Genomic DNA, 17,265 nt, shown 5'->3' with positions numbered 1-17,265 from the left:
AGAATCGATCAGGTGCTTTTTTAAAAGTGACACTCATTTTGAATGAAGCATAAGAAAGGAATTTTTGCATGTACAAGAAAATGATCATTACGGTGTTCATTCTTTTCGGACTGTTGCTTATCTGTTCCCCTTTTTTGAAAGGAGGAATCATAGCCTACCTTAGCAAAAGCCAGAATGAGTCGGCATTAACTGTTGAGCAGCTGAAAAAAAATAATGAGAAAGAAGCTGCTTTTGAATTTGACTCAATCCAGCCGCCTGATTTGATGGAAGCCATAAAGGCTGGCTTTGATCACGATCAGAAAGCGATCATCGGACGGATAACCATTAAAAGTGTCGATCTGGAGCTTCCGATCCTAAAAGGCACTACCAACGAAAATCTTCTGATCGGGGCGGCAACAATGCGCCCGGATCAGAAAATGGGCGAGGGGAATTATCCGTTGGCGGGCCATCATCTAAAGCAAAAGAGTCTTCTGTTTGGACCTCTGTTGAATATAAAAAAAGGCGCCAGAATTGTGATTACAGATTTTAAAAAAGACTATATTTACTCAGTGACATCAACAGAAACGATTTCAGAAATACATGCAGATGTGATTCAGAATACAAAAGAAAAGGAAATTACGTTAATTACCTGTGACAAAGCTGTGGAAACGAAAGGACGTCTAGCAGTTAAAGGGAAATTGATTGATGCTGTCGGCCATACAGATGATATCAATAGCGAAATGTAAGTTTCTTGATGTCTTTCTTTTGCAGTGAATATTTACAGAAAAAAGACTGCCGTTTCCTAACGGCAGTCTTTTTTAATGCAGAACATATTTCTTCAAAATGTCCATTGTGATGCTTTTCGCTTCTGTTCCGGTTCCGTCAATGTTTGTCACGAAGCTGTACGCCCCGTGCTCGGTTTTAACAAAGCCGGCATACCAGCCGATGCCTGAGCCAGAACCGGTTTTTCCATAAAGCGTATAGTGGTCTTCGTCTTCTTGAATCATCATCCGTTTTACCGTCTTCATGACGCTTTTGTCAAATGGTAGTTTTTCTTTGTATAACGATTCCATAAAATCTGTTTGTTCTAAAGGAGAGATTTTGAGAGTGCTGCTTAGCCAGAATTGATCAATTCCGCCGCTGATGTCTTGGTTGCCGTAACCTGTTTTTTCAATCCATTCCTTCATTCGCTCTTCTCCGATGTCCCGGGCCATTGCTTGGTAATACCAAACCACTGAATATCTCATAGCAGAGCCGAGCGTATGGTCTTGGTTCCAAACGTCGAGCTCCCGTTTCACGCCGTCCCAGTATTTGATGTCATATTCATCTTTAACAGCGCCTGTTTCTAATCCGATAAGCGCATTAGGAACTTTAAACGTCGACTGCGGCGCAAATCTTTGTTTTGCGCGCTGATCGTTGTAGACGAATGTTTTTTCGTTTTTTAAATCCCGCAAGATAAAAGTGCCGTCGTGATCTGTGAAAAACTCATCAACCTTCAGCTTTTTCGAATTTATGTTTTTCTCTGCAGCTTCAGCTTCTGTAGGTGTCTGTAAACTTGATGTCATGAGGAGAGCCGCACCGATAAGTGATAAAAAGAGTGCTTGCATCTTTCCCTTGCTCAATATCTTCACCTCAGAAATTTTTTATATGTTTTGCTTAAACGCCTCAATCAGTTTTGTTCCTGTATAGCCCTCTTTTACAAGGGACTCCAGAATGGTTTCAGTGCCTTGCTGTTTTCTTGTCACCATTTGTCCGTAGATTAAAACCTGTATGCTTTCTTCCAGCTTGACAATATTTTTCACTGCCGCTGTCAGCTGGGCGGGGCGGTTGCTTTTTTTCGTGATCGTTACAAATACTTTGGCTTCAGTTTGGCTGTTTTGAAGCTGTTCAAAAAAAGACAGGTGTTCTTTCGATACAAGCGCTTCAATCAGCCAGTGGTTTTCACCGTCTTCTTTATTTATAATCAGTCCGTCAATTAGGGGAAACTGTTCAATTGATTTTTCTTCCTTGTCCACTCGTTCCACATTCAGGTCAACCAGTTTAAAGGTTTTCATTTCTTTTCTCACCCCGATTACTTCCAAAGATTTCTTGCCTTCCATTATAACATAAACTTTTTAGAGGAAAAAACGCTGCAATGCCGGGGCTAAAGAATTTCATATTGGTGAAACATTTAATAATTTCTATTTTTTCATTATACTGTAACTGACTATGGATTACGGAGAGATGTGTATGAATCAATTTCGTTTAAAAGAAATTTACATTGACGGCACTCCTTCTGAAAACCGTTTGATTCAAAAGGATGAAGCATATATATTAAGCCGTAAAGAAGTTTTTGAAGTCCATTTGAACAAAAAAGGGAGGATGAGTTTTTTATACGAAACACACGACGGCATGGAGCAGTATAAAATTGAGGTGTCATTGCCGGAAAAAAAACTGAGCTTTCAGTGGTTTGCATGGGATGGTTCTTCCTATGTGTGCATGAATACGCAAAATTGGCTGACAAAGCAAATCTTTTTCCGGTTTTTAAAAAGTACATATTTCTTTAAAGGGAAAAAACAAAAGATGTTTTTAGCTGAAGGAAAAATGAAAACGAAAGATAAAAACAGAGGCTGAAAGTCATTTTTAAGCGTTTTTCTTTTCTCATTGCATCATCTACAATACATATAACCGCAAGGAGAGGAGGAATCGCATGTTCAATCAGGTCATGCTAGTCGGACGTCTTACAAAAGATCCTGAGCTTCGCTACACTTCCGCCGGTGCGGCAGTTGCACACGTTACGCTCGCGGTAAACCGCAGCTTCAAAAATGCTTCAGGTGAAATCGAGGCCGATTACGTCAATTGCACGCTTTGGAGAAAAACAGCTGAAAACACGGCGTTGTATTGCCAAAAAGGTTCTCTCGTCGGCGTAAGCGGGCGGATCCAGACAAGGAGCTATGAAAACGCAGAAGGCGTTAACGTGTATGTAACGGAAGTGTTGGCTGATACTGTTCGTTTTATGGACCCTAAACCCCGGGAAAAAACGGCCGATTGACATAACCCCTGCTCCTCCCGATTTCTATCCATTCACGATTATCCGGATCTCCGCATCATCCCCTCAAAACTGACCAGTCGACCAGACTGGTTTTTCTTTTTAGGAAAAATTGGTTCTTAAGATGCATTTTTGCTTAAATTCACTTAATAATGTTGATTGTAATTGAGTAAAAACTTATAATTACTTAAAGATGAATGCTAAGAAAAGGAATGAGGGCGTGTACCAAGAAGAAAGATTAGTAGCGATTTTGGATTTTTTAAAACAGCATAACCGAATTACAACGGAGCAGATCTGTACGCTCCTTCAAGTGTCAAGGGATACAGCGAGACGGGATCTTGTGAAGCTGGAGGAACAGAATGCCATCATCCGCACAAGGGGTGGTGCCATTTTGCCGACTGTGCATCAGAAAATTCAAAATTACTCTGGCCGCCTGAAAACAGTATCAGAAGAAAAAAACAAGATCGGCAGGCTTGCCGCATCGCTCATTCATGATGGTGACCGGGTGATTTTAGACGCTTCTACAACCGTTCAGGCATGTGCAAAGCATTTGAATGCGGATGATTGTACGGTGATTACCAACTCGATTAATCTCGCGGAAGTGCTGTCCGATAAAGAGGGAATTGAAATCTATCTGCTCGGGGGCAAGCTGGAAAAGGAGCACCGGTTTCTGTACGGCGCCTCAGTGATTGAAAAGCTTTCAAGCTATCACGTCGATAAAGCGCTGATCGGTGTGGTTGGCATTTCCGAGCATGGCATTACAATTGCGCATGAAGAAGATGGCATGGTAAAGCGAAAAATGATTCAGCAGGCAAAGCAGGTGATCGCGCTTGCAGATCATTCGAAGCTGGGGAGCACCAGTTTTTATCAGTATGCGGAGCTGAGTGAAATCGATCTGTTGATCACAGACAGGCTGCCGAATCAGGCGTTTTGTGACTTGCTTGACCGTAACGGTGTGGAACTTCTCGTGACAGAGCAGGATGAAGGAAAGGGCTGACAAACGTGAAATTAATTGCGATTGACTTAGATGGAACCTTACTCAACAGCAAGCATCAGGTAAGCTTGGAAAATGAAAATGCGCTGCGTCAGGCGCAGAAAGACGGCATTGAAGTAGTGGTGTCAACTGGGCGCGCTTATTTTGATGTTGAATCGATTTTTGAGCCGCTCGGGATCAAAACGTGGGTCATCAGCGCAAACGGCGCCGTCATTCACGATCCTGACGGCAGGCTTTATCATCAGGAAACCATTGAGAAACAACGGGCGTATGACATTCTCTCATGGCTTGAGTCAGAAAACTATTACTACGAGGTATTCACAGGTTCAGCCATTTACACGCCGCAACACGGCAGAGAGCTTCTTGAGGTTGAACTGGACCGATTCAGAAGCGCGAATCCGGAAGCAGATCTTTCTGTCCTTATGCAGGCGGCCGAGGTGCAATACAGCCAATCCGGCTTCGCTTACATTGGCTCGTTTCAAGAGCTGTTTGAGGCTGATCAGGAGATCGACTTTTATAATATTCTCGGTTTTTCTTTCCTCAAAGAGAAGCTTGAGGCAGGCTGGAAAAGATATGAGCATGCTGAAGATTTGACGCTTGTCAGTTCGGCTGAGCATAACTTTGAGCTTTCTGCCCGCAAAGCTTCCAAGGGGCAGGCGCTGGAGAGGCTCGCGGCACGGCTGAATATTCCGATCGAAGAAACCGCAGCTGTAGGTGACAGTTTAAATGACAAATCGATGCTGGAGGCTGCGGGAAAAGGTGTAGCGATGGGCAATGCGCGGGAAGATATCAAAGCGATCGCTAATGCTGTCACCTTGACCAATGACGAACACGGTGTCGCACATATGATTAAGAATTTGCTGTAGGTTTATATGCTGCACCAAACGTGCATCCTGTTGATAACCGGCGTAACGGATTCTTTGAAAATCCGGCGTGACGGCTATGAACGGAAAAAAGCTGGCTCTTTTAGGAGCCAGCTTTTTTTATAGTCAATTATTGCGCTGAGGCGCTTAATGTAAACAATTCTTCGAGTTCCTGTGTGGAAAGCTCGGTAATCCAGTTTTCACTTTGGATAATTTGATCGTTTAGGGTTTGCTTTGATTCGAGCATGACATCAATTTTTTCTTCGATTGTTCCCGTTGTAATCATTTTATGAACGTGGACAAAGCGCTCCTGGCCAATGCGGTATGCCCGGTCAGTCGCTTGATTTTCAACCGCCGGGTTCCACCATCTGTCATAATGGATGACGTGATTGGCGGCGGTCAAATTAAGTCCGGTGCCTCCAGCTTTGAGTGAAAGAATGAGTGTCGGGTATTCTTTCTTCTGAAATCTCTCAACGAGTGTATCCCGCTCCTGCTTGGAGAGGCTTCCGTTTAGAAATTGCACAGGTTCGCCGAACGTTTTTTCAAGCAGCCTTTTCATCATGTTCCCCATCTGAATGTATTGCGTGAAAATGAGGCAGCTTTCGTTTTGGGCGCGAATCGCTGTCATGAGTTCCAGCAATTTTTCGAGCTTGACTGATCTGCCGGCCAGCAGCTCGGTTTGATCTTCTTTTAAATAGAGTGCAGGATGGTCGCAAATTTGCTTGAGCCGTCCGAGCATGCTGAGAATCAGCGCTTTTCGCTGCATGCCGGTCAGTGACGTCATATGGTCAAATGTGTCTTTGACAAGCTGTTCATAAAGTGACGCCTGTTCGGCTGAGAGCGGGATAAATTCTTTTTCTTCCAGCTTCTCAGGAAGATTAAGCGCGACCTCCTCATCCCGTTTCGTCCGCCGGAGAAGGAACGGCCGTATTAATTGCTGAAGCTGACCGATTCTCTTTTCGTCCCGGTCTTTTTCAATCGGCAGCACATACCGTTTATGGAAGCCTGTCAAACTGCCGAGGTAGCCTTTATTCATGAAGTCAAAAATGGACCACAGCTCGGTCAAACGGTTTTCCATTGGAGTCCCGCTCAGCGCGATATGGTGAAGCCCTTTGAGCTTTCTGATTGCGCGTGATTGTTTCGTATGCGCATTTTTAATATTTTGCGCTTCATCAAGGCAGATCGTGTTCCATGTCACAGAAGACAGCTCTTCAGCATCGGCATGCGACAGCCCGTATGAAGTGAGTACCACATCTGCGGTTTCGTAATGCGCAGCGAAATCATCACCCTTTGGACGGCGCGGCCCATAATGGAGCGCGACAGACAGATCAGGGGCAAAGGTTTGAAGCTCCCGCTGCCAGTTGCCGAGTACGGATGTCGGCGCGATAATCAAATTCGGCGTTTTTTGCCGGCCGCTTTCCTTCACGTGAAGGAAATAGGCGATCATTTGAATCGTTTTCCCAAGACCCATATCGTCAGCCAGACAGGCGCCAAAACCGCTTTCCCGCAGAAACAGCAGCCAGTTCATGCCGTATTTCTGATAAGGTCGGAGTGTCCCTTTGAAAGAAGGACTGACTTCGTGCTCCGGCAGGTTTTCAGCGGCAGTGAGCTTCCGAATCAGTGACCTAAGCTGTTTGGACAGATCAAATTGAATGCCGGCAAAAGCGGATGTATCAATCAGATCTGAATCCTCAAGCCCGCCTTCCTGCTGATCCATTAGCTCGCGGGCCAGAATATCAGACATGTGGAGTCCTTCTGATTCCGCTTTTTCCATCAGTCGCTTCATCTGTTTAATAAACTGCGGATCAATTTTCACCCATTGCCCGCGGATATTAACGAGGCGTCTGTTGCTGGCGACAAGCTCATTAAATTCAGCCTCAGTCAGCTCAATTCCATTTGTCGCAAACCGCCAGTTGAAATCAAGCAGCGCATTCATGCCGACAAATGACTCGCCGCGCGGGGCGGACGACACCTTTGCTTTCAGCATCATGCTGCTGTCTCTGACAATCTGCCACCAGGACGGGAGGAGAATTTCAATGCCCATATCTACAAGCGTCTCACTCGCTTCTGACAGGAAGATCCAGGCTTCTTCCTCTGAAATCAGTGTTGTCCCGGAATCAAATGAGAGCCACGGAACCGTTCTGTGAAAGCGGTCCTGTTCACGCGCGATTTTATCGCTGTATGCCTGCCACGATCTTTTGAGGCTCTTCAGCCCGTCAAAGAATTCAACAGCGCCGCTCTTTTTATCGCGTAAAAACATTTCGATTTTCCAATCGTCTCCGTCAAAGTCTGGTTCATTTAAGCGCAGGCCGACTGTAAATGGAGATTGATCGTCAATCCAGCCGATCCCTTCAAGAAAATCCTCTTCATCGAGAAAATGTCCGCGGAATGTCGTGACCGCAGGCGATTTCTCCTTGATGTGTTCCCATTTCTCCCGCAGGTCATCGTCGTATTGGATGTAGTCCTGCACTGCAGCGGAAAACCAATCCGCAGTAAAGCCATCCAGTATATTGTCGCGGTCCTTCCAGCGAAAAACACCGTTTGTCCATGCTTCATAGTCAGGCAGAAAATCGCCGTCTGCGATAAATTCATAGATGGTCGATGCCGCCTCGATCAGCGGCTCCGTTTCTTCAGTAAGCTGTACGGAGCTGAATGAGTTGAACGAGTTTTTGCCGAGAAGCTCTACAGTCATCCATGGAGAAAGCAAAACAGCGGTTGTCCCGATGAAGCTGACATCCTCAAGAAAGGTTCCGTAAAATGAGGATTCGTGCCATTGGAACAAATGCTTTTTCATATGGCTGTAGGGAAGAGGCTGCTCATTCTCATCAAAAGCTGAGAGTGTAAATGACCCATCTTCCATTTGTTCGACGTGAATGAGAATTTCTTTAAGACTCGCCATCAATCAACTTTCCTTTCTGCAGTTCTTCTTGAAGTGCGCGCAGGCGCTTGTAATGCGAGCTCAGCTGCTGAATATACCGCTCCCACACCTTCAGTTTCTTCGCTTTTCTGTACAGGGTGCGCAATTTTTTCAAATACCGGGCGGCTTCCTTGTACGAGCTCCGGTTCTTCTGATCGATGAAAAAGGCCACTTCTCTGTGATAAGCCGGTATAAGGGCCTCCGGGTCGCTCGCTGCAATTTCCTTCAGCATGATTTTATCCATTTCATAGATGGAAAAGCCGACAAGGCTGTGAATCTCGATCCACTCGGCATATCGTTTTTTCTCATATAAATGATGGCTGTATTCTGTGAACGTATACGGCAGACAGCCCGCAGCATAGCGTTCAAACAGCGCTTGGTCATTGGTTTGCTTCACATAGGCATTCAGCAGAAGGAACAGCTCGCCGATCACGTCGCGAATCTCTTTAAACGGCTTATCCAGCTTCGTATAACCCATCGCAATCGGTTCAATCCGCTGGTACCATGTTTTCAGCCGTTTCCAATCCTTCTTGGCAGTGATTTCACTCAGCCACTGAAATGTATACGGCAGCGCTTCCGGCGGGAATTGATCAGCTTCCGCAAAAATAACGTCATCATTTTTCTGCAGGAATTCCAAATGCAGGCGGCCGAATTGCAATTCAGGAGAAAAACGCCGTCCGGCTTCTTTTTTCAAAATCTCCTGTTCGCGCGCCACCCATTTTGGCCGCGACAGCAGCGCACTCCAAATTTCACCGAAGATGCGGATGCGTTCATATTGAAAAATTTCTTCTTTCAACAGCAAGTTTCGGACAACATCCGGTGTTTTTTCCAAAAATGGATCAAGCGCAAAAGACAGCGCGTATGTTTTTAATTTATCAATAGAGCTGTAGATTGTATCCATCAGCTGTTCAACGTACGGATTGAGGGAATAAAAGTCTTGCTCGGGGTTTAGCTTGCCCGCTTCAATCAATGTGAACATGCGAAGCCAAACCGCAATTGCGGAATGAATCTGATACAGGCTTTTCAGCTCCGGCTTGTTCGGCGCATGCTTTTTTAATGCGGACAGGTAGCCGTAATAGAGGCCCTGCATGTTTTGGCTGCCTTCCGGCGTGCGCGCCTGCCAGAGAGAAAACTCTGAATCAAAAAAAGCAAGCCAGCTTGAAAGCGATTCTTCATTAGGCAGGACCTTTTCCTGAAACTGGCGGCGGACGAGCTCTTTGCTTTCCTCAAGCTTTTCCCTCTCAAGCCAATACTCTGTAAAAGTACCCACTCGCTCGAACATTGCATATACATATAAAAACACAGCCAGCATATGGCGGCAGATTCTTCCGGTCGGACATGAACAGCCGCTTTTGACTATAACAAACAAGTTCAATGTGACCCGCACAGGCACAACATCCTGCACATAAGCCGTAACTTCCGTCGGACTCACTGCTTGTAAACGATAGACTGAATCCTGCCGATATAAAATAAGGGCTTTTTTGATCAGCTGAACATTTTCCTCATTGTAAGGAAGAAGTTCTTTTAGCTGTTCAGCAGATGCCAGCACATCGTCTTTGGAAATCATATTCTGAAGCATGATTATCGCTCCTAACCGAGTCACGTAATAAAAAGATCCAATTTCTCTATTATATCGCAACCCATCGGCCTGAAAAAGTTTTTCCTAAAAAAGGACATAAAAAATGGGATGTGTCGAATGATGTATTAGAGATTGCAAATTGATAACCGGCATCATATAATAATCGTGTTTTCAACTTAATGGAAGCTGAAAGGAACAAAAAGATGAGTGAAAAGAAATTGAATCAAGAGGAATTTCTGAAAATTTTGATGCATGCACATGAAATTGGTGAGCGGTCATCTGAGATGACGACGAAGGAAATGCTTGAAAATTTGATTTCTCATATTAAAAATGGATATGCAACATAAGAATCCCGCACGCCTTTTGCGGGATTTTTTTTATGCGAGATTACGTGGCTGTCTGAATAGGAGAAAAAGAGGCAGCTTTGTCAAGACAATAAATATAGCGCTTACATAAAGATTCTCACCATATCGTTTTGTAAAAATTTGTCGAATATTGTCACGTGAAAAGCTGGAGAAATGCGGTTTCTACGTTGTATAATCGTAGATGGAAAAGGATGCTATAAGAGATTTGGAGGTATCATGGGAGAATCTACTAGTTTAAAAGAGATATTATCAACGTTAACAAAACGCATACTTTTGATTATGATTGTAACCGCAGCTGCCACTGCTGCCGGCGGACTCATCAGTTTCTTCGCACTTACACCCATCTATGAAAATTCAACTCAGATTCTGGTCAATCAATCGAAAAACGACCAAAAAGAAGTCCAATTTAACGATGTCCAAACCAATCTTCAGTTAATCAATACGTATAACGTCATCATTAAGAGCCCTGCGATTTTAGATGAAGTTATTAAAGAAATAGGCCTGTCGATGACATCTCAAGAGCTGAATGACAAAATTACCGTATCCAGCGAACAGGACTCCCAAGTGGTCAACATATCAGTCAGGGATGAAAACGCGGAAACAGCGGCTCATATTGCCAATACCATCGCATCTGTCTTTAAAGACAAAATCACATCCATTATGAATGTTGACAATGTCAGTATTCTGTCAAAAGCCGAGGTTTCAGAACATCCCTCACCTGTATCGCCAAAGCCGCTTCTTAACATTGCCATCGCGTTTGCGGCCGGATTGGCGGGAAGCATCGGACTGGCCTTCCTGCTTGAGCATTTGGATAATACGATCAAATCGGAAGAGCAGCTCGAATCCTTGCTGGACATACCGGTTTTAGGGACGGTTTCCACTATTGCGAATGAGCCGAAAACAGCGAAGAGCTTACATAGTATCCAATCTGAAAAAGCGGGGAGTGGACATTTTGGCGTTTAAAAAAAGCAGGGGCTCTTGGATGCGCAGGAATGTCATTGCGATGACAGAGCCGAAATCCTTGAACTCTGAACAATATCGGACGATTCGTACGAATATAGAATTTGCTTCAGTGGACCGCCAGATGAAATCAGTGATGATCACATCGGCCTGTCCCGGAGAAGGAAAATCAACGACGGCCGCTAACCTGGCTGTCGTATTTGCCCAGCAAGGAAAAAAAGTGCTCCTGATTGATGCTGATTTGCGAAAACCCACAGTACATACGGCCTTTCATCTAGAAAATATGATTGGCTTAACATCTGTTCTATTAAAGAAAAGCTCACTGGAACAGGCTGTACAAGCCTCAAATGAAAAACATCTTGAAGTGCTGACGAGCGGCCCGATCCCGCCAAACCCGGCTGAGCTTCTCTCCTCAAAGTGGATGAAAGAGCTTGCAGACGAGGCGTGTGCGGCATATGATATGGTCATTTTTGATACGCCGCCTATTCTCGCCGTAGCGGATGCACAGATTTTAGGCAACGTAGCAGACGGTTCTGTTTTGGTCATTTCAAGCGGAAAAACAGAAAAAGAACAAGCGGCAAAAGCAAAAGAGGCGCTCGAATCATGCAATAGCAAGCTCCTTGGGGCGATTATGAACGGCAAAAAGCTTTCGAAGCACTCTGAATACGGATATTACGGAAACAAGGAAAATTTCATACAAAATAAATAACGTGCATCTTGCCCGTTATTTATTTTTGCGAAAAAAGGGGGCTAAGACATGATAGATATTCACTGTCACATTCTTCCGGCAATGGATGACGGGGCAAGTGATTCAGCCGACAGCATAGAAATGGCAAGAGCCGCTGTTCGTCAGGGAATCCGGACCATCATTGCGACACCGCATCATAAGAACGGGATGTATGAAAACGAGCCAGCCGCAGTCAGAGAAGCGGCAGATCAGTTAAACAAACGTTTAATTAAAGAAGATATCCCTTTAACCGTGCTTCCGGGGCAGGAAATCAGAATTTACGGCGATTTGGAACGAGACCTTGCTGAACAGCAGCTGCTTTCGCTGAACGATACGAAATACATCCTGATTGAGTTTCCGTTTGATCAGGTTCCCCGATATGCGGAGCAGCTTTTTTATGATTTGCAGCTGAAAGGATATATTCCGGTTATCGCCCATCCTGAACGCAACAGGGAAATTCGCGAAAACCCGTCCTTGCTGTATCATCTTGTGGAAAAAGGAGCGGCATCTCAGATGACTTCAGGAAGTCTTGCGGGGACTTTCGGAAAACAGATGAAAGCATTTTCTCTCCGGCTGGCTGAAGCCAATTTGATTCATTTCGTAGCCTCAGATGCCCATAATGTGAAAACGAGAAACGTTCACAATCAAGAGGCCCTTTATATTCTAGAGAAAGAATTCGGTCCGGAATTTCCTTATTTGCTGACGGAAAACGCCGAGCTTCTTCTGCAAAATCAAACGATCTACAGGCAGCCCCCGCAACCGGTCAAAAGAAGAAAATTATTTGGGCTCTTTTAAACAGCCGGTTCTCATTTCACCACTTTCTTTCTGAGAGCGATATAATAGTATACTGTATGATTGAATCACATTTCAGAAATCTGTACAGGCTGTACCCGACAGGCTATGCGGGAGATCATCCGCATTCATGATAGGATGTTCTCATACGATAATACGAAAGCTGCAAAGCAGCAATTTAACTGTTGGAGGGAAACAATGAATATAACAGTCATCGGAACAGGCTATGTCGGTCTTGTGACAGGTGTTTCTCTTTCTGAGATTGGACATCATGTAACCTGCATTGATATTGACGCTCACAAGATTGATGAAATGAGAAAAGGCATTTCCCCCATATTTGAACCGGGTCTTGAAGAGCTGATGAGAAAAAATACAGCTGATGGACGGCTGAACTTTGAAACGAGCTATGAGAACGGCTTGGCACAGGCAGACATTATTTTTATAGCGGTCGGCACACCGCAGAAAAGCGACGGGCACGCGGATCTGGAGCATATTACAGATGCGGCCAAACGCATCGCCCGGCATGTCAAACGGGATGCCATCGTGGTAACGAAAAGCACAGTGCCCGTCGGGACAAACGATTTGATTGAGGGGCTGATCTCTAAACATCTTGCGGAGCCTGTCAGCATTTCGGTCGCATCCAATCCTGAATTTTTACGTGAAGGGTCAGCGATCTATGACACGTTTCACGGCGACAGGATCGTGATCGGAACAGCGGATCAGACAACAGCAAAGACGCTTGAGGAGCTTTTCCGCCCGTTTCAAATTCCGATTTATCAAACGGATATCAGAAGCGCCGAGATGATCAAATATGCCTCAAATGCATTTCTTGCCACTAAGATCAGTTTTATAAATGAAATTTCGAATATATGTGAAAAGGTCGGCGCCGATATTGAAGCAGTCGCGTACGGTATGGGGCAGGATAAGCGGATCGGGAGCCAGTTTTTAAAAGCGGGCATAGGCTACGGCGGCTCTTGTTTTCCAAAGGACACAAACGCTCTCGTGCAAATTGCCGGCAATGTCGAGCATGATTTTGAACTGCTGAAATCGGTCATCAAAGTCAACAACAATCAGCAGGCGATGCTGGTGGATAAAGCGCTGAACAGGCTCGGCGGGGTGACGGGAAAAACGATTGCCCTTTTAGGTCTGTCATTTAAACCGAATACGGACGATATGAGGGAAGCGCCGTCGATTGTCATTGCAGACCGTCTCGCTGCGCTCGACGCCCGTATGAAAGCCTACGATCCCATTGCCGCAAGCCATGCGAAGCATGTTCTCCCGCAAGCTGTTGAATATAAAGAGACGATCGAGGAAGCTGTCAAAGGTTCCGACGCCGTCATGATTTTAACCGACTGGGCTGACATTAAACAATTCCCGTTAGCAGCCTATCGAGATTTGATGGGAACGCCGCTCATATTTGATGGCAGAAACTGCTACACATTGGATGAAGCTGCGGCTGCAGGGGTGGAGTATTATTCTGTGGGGCGGAAGGCGGTTGTTCCGTCTGGTGCAATTCAATAATTGGAAAAGAGAAAACTGGCTGGAAGCCAGTTTTTTTCTATTTTAATAAGGTCTAAAGCTAAAAAAACAACAAAATCAGAATGTGCTATTACGACAAGAGACAGATCATCAACATCTGTCTCTTTCAAGTGTCTTTGTAACTATGACTTTAGGCGTTTCAATGTTACAAAACGCTTTTATTGGCTGTATAACGAACAAAAACAAGATCATAGACCTACATATCGAGAGCGTTATAAGCCTAAATTAAGCCATTTACCCTATTTAAGCCGCCTTCTGGCTATTTTAAAATATAATATATGGAAATAAAGTATGGAAAAGTCTATCTTCATCAGCCCCTCCATACGACTTTTTGAGTATTAAGAGGTGATTCAGATGGGTTATGAAAGTGTATTAGCGGATATCAAAAGTTCGCTCAACGGAAAAATTTCCGACGTGGAAGACAAGATCGAAAAGCTGAAAAAAGCAAAAAAGGACATAGACACACTGCAAGAAGAGGCAATCACTGAAATCAAAGAAATTGTGAAACCGGAATTGGGCAAGCACTGGACAGGAACGAAAGCGGATGATTTCGACAAGGGCAGAGAAGAGGCGAAATCGGAAGCATCCAAGATTGTGAATGATAAATATAACGGTTATATGGCTTCAATTCAATTCAAAATATTCACTCTTGAAGCAGAGAAATTTGAGCTGAACTTGACCAAGAGCGCAGCGAATGCCGCAGGCGATCTTCTTGCTAAGGGAGAAGAGTTCGTGGAAGAAGCAGGAAAACAAATTAGTAAACTAAAATGGTGGTGATCTTTTTTTATGTCAGAAATTAAGCTGAAATACGGCACAGTCATCAAAACATTGGATTCTGTCAAAGATGCGCTTGCTGACGTATCAATCGGCGCCGCGGGCTCCAATGGAAAAAACAGCCTTGATTACACGAAAAAATATCATGAGCGTGAGGAGAACATCAAGACCATGCTCGGAGATTATAAAAAAGCGGTACAGAAAAATATCGAGGACACAAAGGATAACGTTGATTCACTCAAAGAGCAGGACGAGGCGATAGCTGTAAAATAGAAAAGAAAGGGCAGTGCGATGAGCAAAGTATTTGAATCACAATCTTTAATCGATGAAGCAAAGAGCAGAAAAAAGCAATATGAGACGCTTGAGGAGCAGCTGAATACGCTGAAAAAAGCGTTTCAGGGAGTTGCAGATTTAGGTGACGATTTTAAAGGAAAAGGCGCGGACAATATTAAAGCTTTCTTTCAGGGACAGGCGGAAATCGTTGACAGCTGGCTGACGCTTGTCTCTGCTCAAATTGCGTTTTTAAATGGCATTTCAGGAGATATTAAAGATCAAGAACTGAATGATTCATATGTGGAAACTTCTTTTTTGGATCATGAGCTGCCCAATGGAGACTTGAAAGCCTCAGAGATTGTCTCCGCTCATAAAGAAGAAATCGATTCTATTTTGTCAGGCATCAGCGATATTATTGATCTCGACATGTACACGCTTGACGACTATGCAGATAAGATGGGCGATGCCCAAAAAATCAGACGTGACACGATCACGGCAGTCGATAAGCTTGATGAATCCCTGACCACTGAATATCAAAATTTAGAATCTCTGGACAACGCAGTGCTCACCAAATATTCTGTTCTCATGCAGGCCACCAGCAACGGGAAGAGCGCATCCCCTATGTACTATGACAAAAAAGCCTTCCACAGCAATGAAGTCTACAAAAGCGTCATTGAAGTAGAAAAGCAAGGAACGACCTATATCGATGCAAAAGCCCAGCAAGCCGAAGCAAGGCGGCTTCAGGAAAAGGCTGAAGAAGAAGCTAACAAACCTTGGTACGAAAAAACATGGGATGGAGTTTGCAACTTTACTGGAGAAGTCACTGGCTATTATGATTATAAAAGAGCAACCGAAGGCGTTGATCCGGTTACTGGCGAAAAGCTCTCCACCGCAGAACGGGTGACAGCAGGAGCTATGGCCGCAGCTGGCTTCATACCGGTCGTCGGCTGGGCAGGCCGCGCTTTCAAAGGCGGAAAAGCCATCTGCAAAACCGGAAAAGCGGCTATCGCAGCCGAACACGCTTTAGACGCCTACAAAACCGGCAAATCCTTAGACATTCTCAAAATGTCAGAAATGGGCGCATATGGCCTTGTTGCGTCAAACGGATTCTCTGAAGCCGTTACGGGACGGGATATGTTTGGAAACAAAGTGTCTGAGGAGAAGCGGAAGCAAGGGGCGCTGGAAGCGGCATTAAGTTTGGTTGGTGCTGGTGCATTGGCGAAACATATAGACAAAGGCATACCGCTTGCAACCCATTCAAAAGTCCAAAAAGCTAACAAGACACTAGAAAAAGTAAAACAATTCAAAGTCCCAACAAACGTCCGTGTATACGCAGAACGCCCAGTAACTCCGGATGGCTTCACTTTCGGAATTCCGACAGTTCGTGTAGATGTGGAAACGACTGCTGTGAAGGATCTTGGGATTGTGAAGATGGTTAGTAGCCAGTCAAAAAAACCTAAATGGTTGGAAAAACCTGAGGGGATGACTCAAAATGATTACGTTGCTCATAATGGTACTAACTACAGTAAGAAGAAACGGACTGAAGAATACAATGCTGCGATAGCTGACAGAGAGAAGATAGTTGGAGACAATTCCAATGGATATCGTTTAAAGGAACCAACTAAGTGGATGGAAGATAGAGGCATGGTACAAATAAAAGAGAGGTTAAAAAGAAAGTCTTGGACAGATAAAGATGGATTTAATTGGCAATGGGATTCCCAGCATGGCAAATTAGAAAAGTGGAACCGCAGAAGAACAGAGCATTTAGGAGAGTTTGATCCTGTAACTGGTAAGCAGACGAAAAAAGGCGAGCCTTCAAGAAGATGGGATGGTTAAAAACTATGGAACATGGAATAAGATTTATTAATGAATATCCTGAAATTGGTGAGTTGCTTCATCGTCTATTTATGAATAGGGAATTAGACGAATGGTATAAGAACAAATGTGCAGAGAAAATAAAAGTGCCTGATGAATTTAATCAAATAAAAGGTTTGAAAAAAATTGAAGTTAGAGATTTAAACAATCCATCAGGAGAAATCAATATCCACTTGCAAGATCTTTCTGGGGAAAATGGATTTCATCTAGAACAGCAAATCAATATGAAAGTATCTAAATTGGTGCCTGTTTATGTACTAGATTATAGCTATTCCCTAAGACACGATTTAATTGATGGAGCTTATGATATTATAGGGACCGCTGAATCTTTAGAATTCATTCAGGGAACGAACTATATCAATAAAATAATGCATGAGAAAGGGTTTATCGAACTCAGTTATTTGTATGATTACTACGATACTGTGTATGAGTGGAATGAATTGCCACATATACAGCCTTTCAACAGGAGATTAACATTAGGAGATGCCTTGTTTACTGATGTATTAGAGTTGCTATAGTTAAAAACTTGCCGTGTTGTCATCGGCAAGTTTTTTTAGAATGATGAAGCTTTTTAAAGATAGGCCAACGAAGTACAAGGAG

At 44.2% G+C, this 17,265-nt stretch carries 18 protein-coding genes; 14 read left to right on the top strand and 4 right to left on the bottom strand.

What is annotated here, in order from left to right:
- Positions 1 to 68: 68 nt before the first annotated feature.
- Entirely contained in the window at positions 69 to 725 is a 657-nt protein-coding gene (locus M1M80_RS18910; protein WP_060399664.1) for a class A sortase, read from the top strand.
- Positions 726 to 797: 72 nt separating this feature from the next.
- On the opposite strand, the gene blaOXA is transcribed toward M1M80_RS18910, so the two are convergent.
- Together blaOXA and M1M80_RS18900 are read right to left on the bottom strand one after the other, a co-directional pair.
- A complete protein-coding gene (gene blaOXA, locus M1M80_RS18905; RefSeq protein ID WP_060399663.1) occupies positions 798 to 1,601 on the bottom strand; it encodes a class D beta-lactamase in 804 nt (267 codons plus the stop codon).
- A gap of 21 nt (positions 1,602 to 1,622) precedes the next feature.
- The gene (locus tag M1M80_RS18900; RefSeq protein WP_032731815.1) at positions 1,623 to 2,033 is read right to left on the bottom strand and encodes a YwpF-like family protein; all 411 of its coding nucleotides are present in this window, start codon (positions 2,031 to 2,033) and stop codon (positions 1,623 to 1,625) included.
- A gap of 175 nt (positions 2,034 to 2,208) precedes the next feature.
- On the opposite strand from M1M80_RS18900, the gene M1M80_RS18895 reads away from it, so the two are divergent.
- The 4 genes from M1M80_RS18895 to M1M80_RS18880 all read left to right on the top strand — a co-directional run bounded on the left by M1M80_RS18895 (position 2,209) and on the right by M1M80_RS18880 (position 4,867).
- Positions 2,209 to 2,592, top strand: coding sequence for a hypothetical protein (locus M1M80_RS18895; RefSeq protein ID WP_019259681.1), 384 nt, complete (start codon positions 2,209 to 2,211; stop codon positions 2,590 to 2,592).
- A 76-nt stretch (positions 2,593 to 2,668) separates the two neighbouring features.
- Positions 2,669 to 3,010, top strand: a complete 342-nt coding sequence (gene ssbB / locus M1M80_RS18890; RefSeq protein ID WP_003235640.1) for a single-stranded DNA-binding protein SsbB — start codon at positions 2,669 to 2,671, stop codon at positions 3,008 to 3,010.
- A 217-nt stretch (positions 3,011 to 3,227) separates the two neighbouring features.
- Positions 3,228 to 4,004: a transcriptional regulator GlcR gene (gene glcR, locus M1M80_RS18885; protein WP_104010200.1), complete on the top strand. Its 777-nt coding sequence runs from the start codon at positions 3,228 to 3,230 to the stop codon at positions 4,002 to 4,004.
- Positions 4,005 to 4,009: 5 nt separating this feature from the next.
- A complete protein-coding gene (locus M1M80_RS18880) occupies positions 4,010 to 4,867 on the top strand; it encodes a Cof-type HAD-IIB family hydrolase (RefSeq protein ID WP_060399661.1) in 858 nt (285 codons plus the stop codon).
- A gap of 127 nt (positions 4,868 to 4,994) precedes the next feature.
- Here M1M80_RS18880 and M1M80_RS18875 read toward each other — a convergent pair whose 3' ends face one another.
- Together M1M80_RS18875 and M1M80_RS18870 are read right to left on the bottom strand one after the other, a co-directional pair.
- The gene (locus M1M80_RS18875; protein WP_060399660.1) at positions 4,995 to 7,763 is read right to left on the bottom strand and encodes a DEAD/DEAH box helicase; all 2,769 of its coding nucleotides are present in this window, start codon (positions 7,761 to 7,763) and stop codon (positions 4,995 to 4,997) included.
- Complete coding sequence (locus M1M80_RS18870) at positions 7,750 to 9,360, bottom strand: SWIM zinc finger family protein (protein WP_060399659.1); 1,611 nt, start codon at positions 9,358 to 9,360, stop codon at positions 7,750 to 7,752. Before M1M80_RS18870 ends, M1M80_RS18875 begins: the two co-directional genes overlap by 14 nt.
- A gap of 203 nt (positions 9,361 to 9,563) precedes the next feature.
- Here M1M80_RS18870 and M1M80_RS18865 point away from each other — a divergent pair, with 203 nt between their 5' ends.
- The 9 genes from M1M80_RS18865 (at position 9,564) to M1M80_RS18825 (ending at position 17,183) form a co-directional block, all read left to right on the top strand.
- Positions 9,564 to 9,707, top strand: coding sequence for a YwzD family small protein (locus M1M80_RS18865; protein ID WP_003221769.1), 144 nt, complete (start codon positions 9,564 to 9,566; stop codon positions 9,705 to 9,707).
- A gap of 234 nt (positions 9,708 to 9,941) precedes the next feature.
- Positions 9,942 to 10,688, top strand: a complete 747-nt coding sequence (tkmA, locus tag M1M80_RS18860) for a protein-tyrosine kinase activator TkmA (protein WP_060399658.1) — start codon at positions 9,942 to 9,944, stop codon at positions 10,686 to 10,688.
- Entirely contained in the window at positions 10,678 to 11,394 is a 717-nt protein-coding gene (locus M1M80_RS18855; protein ID WP_060399657.1) for a CpsD/CapB family tyrosine-protein kinase, read from the top strand. Before tkmA ends, M1M80_RS18855 begins: the two co-directional genes overlap by 11 nt.
- 48 nt (positions 11,395 to 11,442) lie before the next feature.
- A complete protein-coding gene (locus M1M80_RS18850; protein WP_003235632.1) occupies positions 11,443 to 12,207 on the top strand; it encodes a tyrosine-protein phosphatase in 765 nt (254 codons plus the stop codon).
- A 195-nt stretch (positions 12,208 to 12,402) separates the two neighbouring features.
- Positions 12,403 to 13,725, top strand: coding sequence for a UDP-glucose 6-dehydrogenase UglF (gene uglF, locus M1M80_RS18845; protein WP_060399656.1), 1,323 nt, complete (start codon positions 12,403 to 12,405; stop codon positions 13,723 to 13,725).
- Positions 13,726 to 14,097: 372 nt separating this feature from the next.
- Positions 14,098 to 14,520: a YwqH-like family protein gene (locus M1M80_RS18840; protein WP_019259672.1), complete on the top strand. Its 423-nt coding sequence runs from the start codon at positions 14,098 to 14,100 to the stop codon at positions 14,518 to 14,520.
- 9 nt (positions 14,521 to 14,529) lie between these two features.
- A complete protein-coding gene (locus tag M1M80_RS18835; RefSeq protein ID WP_003235626.1) occupies positions 14,530 to 14,790 on the top strand; it encodes a YwqI/YxiC family protein in 261 nt (86 codons plus the stop codon).
- A gap of 18 nt (positions 14,791 to 14,808) precedes the next feature.
- On the top strand, positions 14,809 to 16,626 hold the full coding sequence (locus M1M80_RS18830) for a T7SS effector LXG polymorphic toxin (RefSeq protein WP_060399655.1): 1,818 nt from the start codon (positions 14,809 to 14,811) through the stop codon (positions 16,624 to 16,626).
- Positions 16,627 to 16,631: 5 nt separating this feature from the next.
- Positions 16,632 to 17,183: a hypothetical protein gene (locus M1M80_RS18825; RefSeq protein WP_060400069.1), complete on the top strand. Its 552-nt coding sequence runs from the start codon at positions 16,632 to 16,634 to the stop codon at positions 17,181 to 17,183.
- Positions 17,184 to 17,265 lie beyond the last annotated feature (82 nt).

This window comes from Bacillus inaquosorum (assembly GCF_023238325.1).
GTDB classification, from domain to species: Bacteria; Bacillota; Bacilli; order Bacillales; family Bacillaceae; genus Bacillus; species Bacillus inaquosorum.
This window is presented reverse-complemented; position numbering and strand designations above follow the sequence as displayed.